Consider the following 12996-nt stretch of genomic DNA (forward strand, 5'->3'; position numbering starts at 1 on the left):
TAGGAATAAGGGGTTTTGGATTTCCAAAGGCTCATAACAAGATCATCTGGCGCGATCAAAGGCGGAACCTCCCCATTATTTCAAGAGATTTGCACTTGCCCGCTGCCCTGAATTGCACCTAAGTTGACTCATGCGTCAATAAAAAGCCCACCAACGGGCTGAACATCCTATCAACTGGGAGAAATCTGGATGAACGAACAACTCACTCACATGTCAAAGCAGGTCACAGCTGGAAAGCTGACCCGCCGTGAATTCATGGGTAAAGCAGCGGCACTGGGTGTCTCGGCCGCAATGGCAAGCACTATGTTTGCCGATGCCGCACGTGCCGCTGGTCCAAAAAAGGGCGGCGATCTGAAATTCGGTTTGCAGGGTGGTGAATCAACCAACTCACTTGATCCGGCAACCTACGCAAGCTCAGTCCCGTTCCAGAACGGCAAGCAGTTCGGCGACCAACTGGTCGAAGTGGCGCCCGACGGAACCATCGAACCGCGCCTTGCTGAAAGCGTCGAAGGAAGTGCAGACGCCAAAGTTTGGACGTTCAAGCTGCGTCAAGGGGTCGAGTTCCACAACGGCAAGACCATGACCAGCGAAGACGTGCTGAAAACTATGCAGCGCCACTCGAACGAAGATTCCAAATCAGGTGCCTTGGGCATCATGAAAGGCATCGAGTCGATGAAGGCCGATGGAGATAATTTCCAGGTCACACTGACCGAGCCGAACGCCGACCTGCCGTATCTGATGGCCGACTATCACCTCATCATTCAGCCCGATGGCGGCATGGATAATCCGGCGGCAGGTATCGGCACCGGCCCGTACAAACTAGAAGTGGACGAACCCGGCGTCCGCCACTTGTTCACCAAGAACGAAAACCACTGGAACAGCGATTTCGGCAATTTTGACAGCGTAGAAGTTGTTGTGATCAACGATGCGACGGCACGGACCGCTGCACTGCAGTCCGGACAGGTCCACGCCGTCAACCGCGTTGAACCCAAAGTTGCCGACCTGTTGGGCCGTGCGCCTAACCTGACGGTGCATTCAACCGCTGGTCGCGGTCACTATGTCTTCATCATGCATTGCGACACGGCTCCGTTTGATAACAATGAACTGCGCACCGCACTGAAGTACGCCATCAACCGCGCGGAATTGGTTGACAAAGTTCTGCGCGGCTATGGCTCGATCGGGAATGATATGCCGATCAATTCAGCCTATCCATTGTTTGATGAAACCATCGAACAGCGCGAATTCAGCGTTGAAAAGGCTGCAGAGCACTATAAGAAATCTGGACATGATGGCTCTCCGATTATTTTGCGCGTTGCCGATGGTGCGTTCCCAGGTGCTGTAGATGCTGCTGCTCTGTTCCAGCAGACTGCTGCACAGGCTGGAATTCCGCTTGAAATCAAGCGTGAGCCCAATGATGGCTACTGGTCCGAGGTTTGGAACGTTCAACCCTTCTGTGCGTCTTACTGGGGCGGCCGTCCGGTTCAGGACCAGATGTACTCGACTGCATATCTGTCGACCGCAGACTGGAATGACACGAGGTTTAAGGTTCAGGCGTTTGACGACTTATTGTTCGCGGCAAAGGCGGAACTCGACCCTGAGAAACGCAAAGCCATCTACAGCCAGATGGGTCAAATGGTCCGCAACGAAGGCGGCCTGATCTGCCCGATGTTCAACGACTTTGTCGAAGGCGTCAGCAACCAGCTGGATGGATGGGAATCTGACCCGACGCAAGAGATGATGAACGGCAACATATCCCGCAAAATGTGGTTCGTCTAAAACGGGCTACGGATAATGCATCCCATCATCAAATTGGTTTCCCAGCGCCTGGCGCTGGGACTCCTTTTGCTGCTCGGCGCTTCGGCCCTGATTTTCGGCCTAACCGAAGCCCTACCTGGAGACGCCGCGCAAGCCGTCCTGGGGCAGTCCGCAACTCCAGAGGCCTTGGCAAACCTACGCGAAGAAATGGGCCTGAACCGCCCTGCCCTTACACGCTATTTCGAGTGGTTGGGCGGCATACTTCAGGGTGACCTGGGTCAATCTCTGACCAACAAACTTGATATCTCCGAGAGTATTGGAAAACGCCTTGGGAACACTCTGTTCCTGGCTTGCGTGGCAGCAATAGTTTCCGTACCGCTTGCAATCTTTCTGGGGCTGCTTGCCGTGCGGTTCCGCAATCGCTGGCCCGACAAACTGATTTCAGCCATCACCCTGACGACGGTTTCGATCCCCGAATTTCTGATCGGTTATGTGGTGATCTACTATATCTCAGTGAAATTGGGATGGTTCTCGTCGCTTGCGATGATCAATGATTCTATGTCGTTTGGACAAAAGTTGAATGCAATCGCGCTACCTGCCTTTGTTCTGACGCTGGTCGTGCTGGCACAGATGATGCGCATGACGCGCGCGGCCATTCTGAACCTCATGCAATCGGCCTATATCGAAACCGCTGAATTGAAAGGCCTCAGCACATTTCAGGTTATTGCCCGCCATGCCTTTCCCAACGCGATTTCACCGATCGTGAACGTCGTCATGCTGAACCTGGCCTATCTGGTCGTGGGTGTTGTCGTGGTCGAGGTTGTGTTCGTCTATCCAGGTATGGGGCAATACCTTGTGGATGCCGTGACCAAACGTGATGTGCCGGTTGTTCTGGCCTGCGGCGTGGTGTTTGCGGCCGTTTATATCGGTCTGAACATGGTTGCAGATATCGTGTCGATCCTTGCCAACCCAAGACTGAGGCATCCGAAATGATAAAGAACATTCCTCTTTCGGCTCTGATTGGCCTTATCTTCACCTTCGCCTATTTCTTTGTGGCGATCGCCGCCCCGTTGATTGCACCCTATGGAATGGCAGAAGTCGTCGGCGACGTCTGGGAGCCGAGCAGCCCCGAACATCTGCTAGGCACTGACAATATCGGTCGCGATCTGCTGACCCGCATGATCTATGGCGGGCGCACGACAATCTTCATCGCGGCAGCGGCGACGCTGCTCAGCTTTCTGACCGGTACGTCGTTGGGCTTGCTGGCTGCTGTACTGGGCGGATGGGCTGATCAGGCGCTCAGCCGTACGGTGGATCTGATCATGTCAATCCCGACTCTGATCCTGGCACTGGTCATTCTGGCCATCGTTCCGGTGACCGTCCCGATCCTGATCCTTGTTATGGGCTTATTGGATGCCACTCGCCCGTATCGTCTATCGCGATCCGTAGCGGTGGACATCAACGTGATGGACTATGTTGAAGCCGCCAAGCTGCGCGGCGAAGGGCGCGCCTGGATCATCTTCAGGGAAATCCTGCCCAATGCGCTGTCGCCACTTGTGGCCGAATTCGGGCTACGGTTCATCTTCATGGTTCTGTTCATCTCGACCCTGTCGTTCCTGGGACTGGGCGTCCAGCCACCGCTGGCTGACTGGGGCGGTATCGTGAAGGAAAACAAGGATGGCATCGTCTATGGCATCGGCGCAGCGCTTTATCCCGCTGTGGCCATTGCGACGCTGGCCATCTCGGTCAACCTGGTGGCTGACTGGGTCCTGAATCGTACCACATCGTTGAAAGGAGGCCGGGGATGAGTGATATCCTTCTCAAGGTCCGCGACCTCAAAATCGGCGCGACCGTCTATCCGCCGGGTGAAAAGCCCCATGACATCGAGATCGTGCACGGGGTCAGCTTTGACCTCGCTCCTGGCAAGGTGCTGGGTCTGATCGGCGAATCCGGGGCTGGCAAATCTACCATCGGTCTGGCCTCGATGGCATATGGCCGTGGCGGTGTAAAAATCACCGGGGGCGAGGTTTGGGTAAACGGGCGTGATATCCTCAAGACATCTCATGGGGATATCCGCAAACTGCGCGGTGGTGAGGTAACATATGTTTCCCAATCCGCCGCCGCATCGTTCAACCCCGCAAAGAAGATCATGGATCAAGTGGTCGAGGCCGCAGTTGAGCAGAAGAAGTTTTCGCGCAAAGAAGCTGAAGCCCGCGCGCGTGAGCTTTTTGCCAAGCTGGGTCTGCCCGACCCTGACAATATCGGTGATCGTTACCCGCACCAGGTTTCGGGCGGACAGCTGCAGCGCTGCATGACGGCGCTGGCGCTTTGCCCCGAGCCTGATCTGGTGGTTTTTGACGAACCTACCACGGCACTGGACGTGACTACCCAAATCGATGTGCTGATGGCCATCAAAGACGCCATTCGCGACTCGGGCGTTGCCGCCTTGTATATCACCCATGATCTGGCAGTTGTGGCCCAGGTCAGTGATGACATCATGGTGCTGCGTATGGGCGATACGGTCGAATACGGAAATACCGATCAGATCATCAACCGCCCGCAAGAAGAGTACACACAGGCGCTGGTTTCGGTCCGCTCAATCGAACACGAAGAGAAAAAACCAACTCCTGAACCCGTGCTGAGCGTCGATGGTATCACCGCGCGCTACAAAGGCTTGAACTTCGACGTGCTGCATAATGTCAACGTCGAGCTTCATCCGGGGCAGACACTGGCGGTTGTGGGTGAATCCGGGTCGGGCAAGTCTACGCTGGCACGGGTCATCACCGGGCTTCTTCCGCCCCGCGATGGTGTGATTACCTTTGCGGGCCGCAAGCTCAGCTCTGATCTGAAAGGCCGCACGCGTGAAGACCTGCGCGAGCTGCAAATGATCTACCAGATGGCCGACGTGGCAATGAACCCGCGTCAGACCGTCGGTACGATTATCGGACGCCCACTCGAGTTCTACTTCAACATGCGCGGCGCCGAGAAACGCAAGCGGATCGTTGAGCTGCTGGATGAGATCGAACTGGGCGAGAAGTTCATCGATCGTTATCCGGCGGAACTGTCGGGTGGTCAAAAACAGCGTGTCTGTATCGCGCGATCGCTGGCGGCCAAGCCAAAGATGATCATCTGTGATGAGGTCACCTCGGCGCTCGACCCGCTGGTCGCGGACGGTATCCTCAAGCTTCTGCTGGATCTGCAAAAGATCGAGGATGTGGCATACCTGTTCATCACCCACGATCTGGCGACAGTCCGTGCGATCAGCGATAGTATCGCGGTGATGTACCAGGGTCGGGTGGTTCGCTACGGTCCCAAGAGCCAGGTGCTAAGCCCTCCATTCGACGACTATACAGACTTGCTGCTTAGCTCGGTGCCTGAGATGCATCTTGGCTGGCTGGAAGAGGTTGTCGCTCACCGCAAAATGGAGAGCGCGGGGAACTGATCCGCGCCCTTCTCATAGAAACACCGAAGACCATTCAAATTCCCGGCGCTGTGAACACAAGCAGACGTCGGGATTTTGCTATTTGGGGCGCAAATGCGCAGCCATAGCCGGACGAATCTCATAGGTTCGCCGGAACGAATACTCAGAAACAAGGGCCGGAACATGGACCGCAAACTGCTTTTGATCATCCTCGACGGCGTCCCCTGGCGCAACTTTCGTCGACTGTTTGGCAATCTTGAAGGATGGGTCGACAGCGGTGCTGCCCGGGTTTGGAAACTCCGCTCTGTACTGCCTTCGACCTCTGCCAGTTGCTATGCGTCGATCCATACCGGCGTCACACCGCAAGAGCATGGCTGTACAGGCAACGGCAACGTCTTCCGACTAAGCCATAAGGATGTGTTCAGTCAGGTGCGTGAGGCAGGAGGTGTAACCGGCGCGGTCACCCACAGCTATTGGTCTCAATTCTTCAATCGCCACCCGTTCGACTACGTCCGCGATGTTGAATATGACGAGCCCGACAACCTGACAATCAACCATGGTCGCTTTCATTCAATGACGGGATATGGCAACGCCAACCAGATGACGCCAAGCGATGTCGATCTGTTTGCCTCGCTCACCAACCTGTGTCTGCGCTTCGGACTGGATTATGGCATCCTGCACACTTGCACACTGGACAGCATGGGGCATCGTTTCTTCCACGATTGCGCCGAGATGGACCATGCCTGTTTCGTCATGGACGAAATGCTGGCCCCATTCATTCCGCGTTGGCAGCAGTTGGGTTATGACGTCATCGTGACGGCTGATCATGGTCAGGACGAACGCGGCCATCACGGTGGTCGCAGCCCGTTGCAGCAGGAAACAGCGCTTTACTACTTTGGAGAGGCCAAAGGCCCTGATCCCGATACCGTGATAGACCAGCTACAGCTTGCACCAACCATACTTCAGCGCATGGGCGCACCGGTGGCGGATACGATGAAAGCCAAGCCGTTCCTGACCTGACGCGGTTCAGTCGTAGGACCAAATCCCCTGCCCCAAAGCCTCAATCGCCACGGAAATCCGCTCAAAGCTGTCAGCGGCGCGCCTGACCGATGTTCGGGCGCGCAGGTATCCGTGGACCAAACCGGCCTCGTTGATGCAATGTGCTTGCCCACCTGCGGCTGTGATCCGGTCACAGTAAGCTTGCCCGTCATCGCGCAGCGGATCGCAATCGGCGGTCACCACCACCGTCGGCGGTAGCCCCGAGAAATCGACGTCATACAACGGTGCATAGGTAGGATCGTTCTGGGGCGTGGTCCCTTGATACCGAACAGTCTCATAAAACCGGATATCGTCCAATGTCAGCAGCGGGGCATTGGCATGTTCGATATACGACCCCTGCGACATATCTCCGCCTAAGCCGGGATATATGAGGACCTGCCCCAGCACATTTTCCAACCGCCCCCGACCATGGTGCGAAACGGCTGCTGCCAGATTGCCACCCGCGCTGTCACCGGCCAGCACGATCGGCTCTCCGTATTCCTGAACCACCCAGTTCGTGGCGGTCCAGCTATCCTGAAACTGCGCCGGGTGCACATGCTCAGGGCACAACCGATAGTCGACCGAAACGATCCGATAGCCCGTCTGGGCGCAGAGTTCCGCACAGACATCATCGTGGCTATCCAAGCCCCCGACGACGAACCCACCACCATGTATATAGATGACGGTCCGGGTGGGGTCACCGGCACTATAGATGCGAACAGGTACGCCATCGGCGGACCTGTCGCGCACCTCGATGCCAGGTGGGCGCGGCTGGCGGAAGTCCTGACACATCGCGTCATAGACCCGGCGTTGGTCAGCAATGGACATCTCTACTGTATCATCCGGATAGCTCTCGGCCGTGCGCCGGATGAAACCCCAGGTCTCCTCGTCGATCAGACGTTCATAGTCCATTGTTCCTCCGAATTATTCAGACCACTCCCATGGCCGGGTAAACGAACCCAGCACTTTTGAGACATCGTCTTCGGAAGACCCATTCGCGTCAAGCTGCGCGATAAGACCTCGCTTCTTGTCATCGATTACCGAAACAACCCGCGCTTCAATGCCTGCGGCGTCCAAAGCACCGTTGTAGATGCGAGTGATGGCCTGCTTGCGCAGTTCGGGTTTGAAAACCTTGCCAACGGCGGTTTTCGGCAATTCATCCAGAATGGTCATATGCTTGGGCTGTGCTGCACGTTCGTGGACGTGAACCTTGCAATAGTCCATCAGCTCCTGTTCAGTGACCGAGGCCCCCTCGACCAGTTCAACAAAGGCGCAAGGCACCTCACCCGAATGCGCATCGGGCTGACCGATGGCCCCTGCAAAGGCGACGGCATCATGGCCCAGCAAGGCCTCTTCGATTTCTGCGGGATCGATATTGTGTCCGCCGCGAATGATCAGGTCCTTCGCGCGACCGGTGATCCACAGATAGCCGTCCTCATCAAACCGTCCCAGATCGCCCGTGCGCAGGTATTTGTTGAAATGATAGAGGTTCGTATTCTTGTCGGTTTCGGTATAAGTATTTCCCGCGTATACGCCGGGGTTCGAGATGCAAATTTCACCGATCTGATCTACGCCGCACTCGGTTGGTCCATCCGGCCCGTCCTGCAGGATTTTGACATCCGTATAAGGGAACGGGATACCGATCGAGCCGATCTTCTTTTCCCCATCCACGGGGTTGCATGACACCAGACAAGTGGCCTCGGTCAGGCCGTAGCCCTCGACGATAGTAACGCCGGTCGCTTCTTCAAACCGACGGAACAGTTCGACCGGCAACGGAGCTGATCCCGAAAATGCTGTTTTAACGCTGGATATATCCGCATCCACAGGTCGCTGCATTTTGGCTGAAATCGCTGTCGGCACTGTGATGATGAACGAAACCTTCCAGCGTTCGATCAGTTTCCAGAAATTGTCGAATACGCCATCACCGCGATACCCGGCAGGCGTCGGGAATACCACATGTGCACCAGACGACACCGCCGCCATCACGATGACATGCACCGCAAAGACATGGAACATCGGCAGTGGGCACATGATGACGTCGTTCTCGTCAAACAGCAGTGTATTGCCCAACCAGCCATTGTAGATAAGGCCCGAGTATTTGTGCTGCGCCACTTTCGGCATGCCCGTGGTGCCGCCCGTGTGGAAATAGCACGCCACGCGATCTTCCTGGCTGTCCTCAAAGTTCAGCGTCTTAGGCTGCTTGTTCAGCTCATCAATGAAGTTCTTGTAGTCCGCATGGGCCAACTTTTCCTTGTCGCCCATCTTTGGACGCAGGAATGGTACAAGCCAGGATTTTGGCGGCGTCAGATAGCGGTTCAGGTCGATCTCAAGGATCGTGTTGACGCCCGGAGCGTGACGCACAGCCTCTTCAACCTTTTGGGCCACATCGGTTTTGGGAAAGGATTTCAGGGTGACGACAACCTTGGCCTTGGTCTCACGCAGGATCGCCGCGATCTGCTCTGGCTCCAGCAACGGGTTGATCGGGTTCACGATCCCGGCCACCGCACCGCCCATCATGGTGACCAGCGTCTCGTTGCAGTTGGGCAGCACATAGGCCACCACATCGTTTTCTCCGATGCCAAGGGAACGGAATAGGTTGGCGGCCTGATTGACTTTGCCCAGCAGCTCGGACCATGTCAGCGTCTCGGCCTTGTCGCTCGGGCCGGACAACAACTGAAAGCTGATCGCTTTATGGTTCGGGAACTTGCCCGCCGTCCGCGACAACAGTTGATGGAAGGTGACGGGTACGTCCCGATCTTCCCACGCCATCTCCTGCTCGATGCGCGCCTTGTCTTCCAATCCCACAAAGGCCATGTGGCTCCTCCCCTGATCTGTCTCCCGTGTCGCGCACAGGCTTGTTTGTCACCTCCAAGATGGAAGCAAAACACACCATGCGCAAGCAAGGGCTTAGCGATCAGGTCCGGGAATATGTAGAATGACGCTACGGCGAAACGAGATGTGCCGGAGCGTCACTTTATTCTGCAGCCACCCCGTCGGTGAACTGCAAGCGTGCGAGGCGGGCATACAAACCGTCCTGCGCCACCAGATCGTTATGGGTACCCTGCGCCACAATGCGCCCGGCTTCCAGCACGACAATCCGGTCTGCCTTCTTAACGGTCGCCAGACGGTGCGCCACGATCAGAGTGGTGCGCCCTGCCCTCATGTTATCAACCGCACCCTGCACCGCACGTTCGCTTTCTGCGTCCAAAGCCGAGGTCGCCTCGTCCAGCAGCAGCACCGGTGCGTCGCGCAGGATGGCACGTGCGATGGCGATACGTTGCTTCTGACCACCCGACAGCATTACGCCCCGTTCGCCCACAAAGCTGTCATACCCTTCGGGCAAAGCCGAGATGAACTCATGCGCGGCGGCGGCTCGGGCGGCGGACTCGACTTCGGCATCTGAGGCGTCCAGACGGCCAAAGCGGATATTCTCGCGCGCCGAAGCGGCAAAGATCACGGGGTCTTGCGGGACCAGCGCGATGTGCTGACGGAAGTCGTCACGGTTCAACTCGCGCAGGTCGAGCCCATCAAGACTGACCTGTCCCGCATCGGGATCATAGAACCGCTGAATCATCTGGATGACTGTTGTCTTGCCCGCACCAGACGGGCCAACAAAGGCCACTGTCTCCCCAGGTTTAATCTGCAGTGACAAATGATCCAGCGCGACAACGTCCGGGCGCGCGGGATAGTGGAATGTCACATCGTCGAAACGTATCTCTCCGCGTACGGGCACAGGCAAATCCTTGGCCTGCGACGGATCATTGACGGTATCCTCAGCGTTCAGCAGCTCGACCAAACGCTCCGTCGCACCTGCAGCGCGCTGCAACTCGCTCCAGATTTCGGACAACGCGGCGACTGAACCCGCCATGATGATCGAATAGATCACAAACTGGATCAGCACGCCCTCGGTCATAACCCCGTTACGCACATCATTCGCACCCATCCACAGCACGCCAACGATGCCCGAGAAGACGAGAAAGATCACAATGACGGTCAGAATCGCACGGGTCTGGATCCGACGCAGAGAAACTTCGTACGAAGTTTCTGTCATCTCTCCGAACTGCGTCCTGCTGGCGTCCTCATGAGTAAAAGCCTGCACGGTTTGCACCGCACCCAACGCCTCGCCGGCATTTCCAGAGGACGCCGCAATCCAGTCCTGATTTTCCCGGCTGATCACCCGTAACCTGCGGCCCAGTACCAATATTGGCACAACCACCAGCGGAATCAGTAGCAACACCATCCCAGTCAGCTTAGCCGATGTCAGCAGCATCAGCACCAGTCCGCCGACGAACATCAAAAGATTGCGGAGCGCGATGGACACAGACGATCCCAGCACCGATTGGATCAGCGTTGTGTCGGTGGTGATCCGGCTCAGAACTTCGCCGGTCATGATGCGCTCGTAAAACTCGGGGCTCATCCCGATCACGCGGTCAAAAACCGCCTTTCGGATATCGGCCACCACACGTTCACCCAACCGGGTCACCAAAGCATAGCGAATACCCGTACCCACGGCGAGAATCCCGGCTATACCGAGGGCGGCCAGAAAGTACCATTCAAGCAAATCACCATCTTCGATGCGGAAATTGTCGACCACACGCCGCACAGCCAAGGGCAATGTCAGCGTCATGCTGGCCGTCAGGATCAACGCCAGAGTCGCGCCGATCATCAGCAGTCGATAGGGCTTCATAAACGGCCACAATGACCGCAGCACGCCAATTTTTTTAGACCTAGCCCGTTCATCGTAGGCGCCGGGCGCTTGTGCATTTGCTGGATTGGCGGAGCGTGTTCTTGCCATATCTGGCCCTTGTATTCTGGTCGCAGCCCTTATCAGGCGTCAATCAACGTTTCATGGCGGCGTGGGACAATGGGGTCAAGCTTTGGGCGCAATTCGGGGCACGATCCGGGCCTTTTGACGCATTCGACCGGAATGTTAGAGATGGAGGGGCTGAGTTGGAGCGGGTAGACGGAATCGAACCGACATAGCCTGCTTGGAAGGCAGGGGCTTTACCATTAAGCTATACCCGCTCAGTGCTTGCGCTGATTATTTTATGTACCAACCATCGTCAAGCGCGAAGTTGTGTTTTCAGCCTCAGATACGGCGCACGACATCAATGACACGATCTTCAAGAAATTTTCAGATGGGCGGCAAAAAGGGAAGTCGTGGCAATTCAATGGTCGTTAATTAGCGATGGAAAACAGATCTGGGTCACCACCAAACGCAAGGGAAGTAACTTGATTCCGGCATCTAACTCACACTGGAGAGAAACACTATGCATGCTTATCCCAGCCTTAGTGTTCACTTGCCTGATCGTGTTGACACTCTCGCAGCAGTCGCCCGTATGGATGCCTTTGGATGATGCCTATATAACAATCGGAAACGTGGATCTGTTTCTTTCGGGGCGCTCAGATCTTTACGGCAATGATGGTCCGACCGGCGCAAGTAGCTTGGTTCATTTTCTCGTGCTGGCCTTTTTATCGCAATTCACCACTACACCAGAGGCCAGCTTGGCCTTGAGCGTTCTAAGCGCCGGCGCATATATGATTGGGTTATGGTTGTTACTGTGTTCCGTGTCAGGCTCTCGGATTGTTGCAGCATCTGGGTCGATTGCGGGTCTCTTATTAGGATTCGCGTGGCTCCACCTTATGAATGGCCTAGAGACTGGTATGGCAATGGCAGCCATCACTTGGGCCTTTTTTCTACGCCAAACCAATCGCCACGTCGCGCTATCGATATTGATTGGCATAATGCCTTTTATCAGACCGGAGTTTTACGTTCTTTCTGCTCTCTTGTTCATTTCTATCATCGTCGTGAAGCCGATCAACTACGCGTACTGCGTCAAGATTTTTTTCATTTCCGCATCCGCCTACATAATCTTGGCACTTGTGAGCGTTCTGATTCTAGGCAGTGTTTGGCCTGATACTGCCGGCGCGAAAGAGGCGTTTTTTGCAGAGAAAGGAGAAGTTTTCTCTAGTCGACTGATGGTCGCTCTGCGCGCCGTGGTCGAGACCAATCTGCTTGTGGTTTTCTCGGGCTTGGTCTTCGCACCATTCCTTAGGGGAGGCTGGGTTGCCTTAGCTTTTTTCGGAATTTTTGTGCTCTCATCAGCTCTGAAACTACCGGGTGCTCTGTATCACAACGATTTCCGCTACCTGTATCCGTTGCTACCAATTGCAATTGCATCTTGGACAGCGGTCCTGACGGCGCGTCAAGTTTCTTCGGCCCCGGTCTTTGTGATCGGTGCCCTCCTGTCGGTATACGCTTTTGCGACAAGCAGTTGGCCAGTCTACACCATACAATGGAAATCGGGTAGCGAAGAGCGTCTTATTACAGCGGAATGGATGACTGAGAATTTACCGTCGAATTCTGTAGTAGGTGTTCACGACGCAGGCTTTATACCCTGGAAGATCGCCTCAACAGTCTCGAATCAAAACATTCGGTTCGTTGATCTTGTCGGCTTGAAGTCGCCTTCCGCGATCAAATTTCACGAGGAATTCACTGCCCCCTCGAATGGTAAAGAACGATGGCGAGCATTTGATGTGTTGGGGCGGGAACGTAAGATTGATTACATCATTGTTCTGGATCGACCGTTTTGGCGACGTATCGAAGACAGTTTCAAGACTGCGGGCTGGGATATCAATCTTATTTTTGCCAACGAGGGCGGATATCAAGTGTTCTCAGCCAACCCAAATTGAGCGGAGCAATTGAAAACTACCTGTTTTGAACTGATGTTTTCGAAATGGAGAATAACTCAACCTGCGGTTTGAAAACAAACTGTCATGTT

At 55.5% G+C, this 12996-nt stretch carries 10 protein-coding genes and 1 tRNA gene; 7 read left to right on the forward strand and 4 right to left on the reverse strand.

Features of this window, described 5'->3' with window-relative positions; all coding sequences use genetic code 11:
- Positions 1–189 precede the first annotated feature (189 nt).
- The 5 genes from ACR0DK_RS01410 (at position 190) to ACR0DK_RS01430 (ending at position 6196) form a co-directional block, all read left to right on the forward strand.
- Positions 190–1776 (forward strand): ABC transporter substrate-binding protein, encoded by a 1587-nt coding sequence (locus ACR0DK_RS01410; protein ID WP_170392257.1) that lies wholly within the window; start codon positions 190–192, stop codon positions 1774–1776.
- A 15-nt stretch (positions 1777–1791) separates the two neighbouring features.
- A complete protein-coding gene (locus ACR0DK_RS01415) occupies positions 1792–2748 on the forward strand; it encodes an ABC transporter permease (RefSeq protein ID WP_170392259.1) in 957 nt (318 codons plus the stop codon).
- On the forward strand, positions 2748–3563 hold the full coding sequence (locus ACR0DK_RS01420; protein ID WP_170402849.1) for an ABC transporter permease: 816 nt from the start codon (positions 2748–2750) through the stop codon (positions 3561–3563). The genes ACR0DK_RS01415 and ACR0DK_RS01420 overlap by 1 nt, the downstream gene beginning before the upstream one ends.
- Entirely contained in the window at positions 3560–5197 is a 1638-nt protein-coding gene (locus ACR0DK_RS01425; protein ID WP_480734601.1) for an ABC transporter ATP-binding protein, read from the forward strand. Before ACR0DK_RS01420 ends, ACR0DK_RS01425 begins: the two co-directional genes overlap by 4 nt.
- A 162-nt stretch (positions 5198–5359) precedes the next feature.
- Complete coding sequence (locus ACR0DK_RS01430; RefSeq protein WP_223116819.1) at positions 5360–6196, forward strand: alkaline phosphatase family protein; 837 nt, start codon at positions 5360–5362, stop codon at positions 6194–6196.
- Between the two features lie 6 nt (positions 6197–6202).
- On the opposite strand, the gene ACR0DK_RS01435 is transcribed toward ACR0DK_RS01430, so the two are convergent.
- From ACR0DK_RS01435 to ACR0DK_RS01445, 3 genes are all read right to left on the reverse strand, one after another.
- Positions 6203–7126 carry an alpha/beta hydrolase gene (locus tag ACR0DK_RS01435; protein WP_223116820.1) on the reverse strand — a complete coding sequence of 308 codons (924 nt, stop codon included), beginning with the start codon at positions 7124–7126 and terminating at the stop codon, positions 6203–6205.
- Between the two features lie 12 nt (positions 7127–7138).
- Positions 7139–9028, reverse strand: a complete 1890-nt coding sequence (locus tag ACR0DK_RS01440; protein WP_480734602.1) for an acyl-CoA synthetase — start codon at positions 9026–9028, stop codon at positions 7139–7141.
- 160 nt (positions 9029–9188) lie between these two features.
- Positions 9189–11009 (reverse strand): ABC transporter transmembrane domain-containing protein, encoded by a 1821-nt coding sequence (locus ACR0DK_RS01445; protein WP_170392269.1) that lies wholly within the window; start codon positions 11007–11009, stop codon positions 9189–9191.
- Here ACR0DK_RS01445 and ACR0DK_RS01450 point away from each other — a divergent pair.
- Positions 11003–11197 carry a hypothetical protein gene (locus ACR0DK_RS01450; protein ID WP_170392271.1) on the forward strand — a complete coding sequence of 65 codons (195 nt, stop codon included), beginning with the start codon at positions 11003–11005 and terminating at the stop codon, positions 11195–11197. The genes ACR0DK_RS01445 and ACR0DK_RS01450 overlap by 7 nt on opposite strands.
- On the opposite strand, the gene ACR0DK_RS01455 is transcribed toward ACR0DK_RS01450, so the two are convergent.
- A tRNA-Gly gene (locus ACR0DK_RS01455) sits at positions 11166–11239 on the reverse strand. The two genes, ACR0DK_RS01450 and ACR0DK_RS01455, sit on opposite strands and share 32 nt — an antisense overlap.
- A gap of 135 nt (positions 11240–11374) precedes the next feature.
- Here ACR0DK_RS01455 and ACR0DK_RS01460 point away from each other — a divergent pair.
- Positions 11375–12907, forward strand: coding sequence for a hypothetical protein (locus ACR0DK_RS01460; RefSeq protein WP_480734603.1), 1533 nt, complete (start codon positions 11375–11377; stop codon positions 12905–12907).
- Positions 12908–12996 lie beyond the last annotated feature (89 nt).

It is taken from the genome of Ruegeria sp. CE6 (assembly GCF_056537485.1).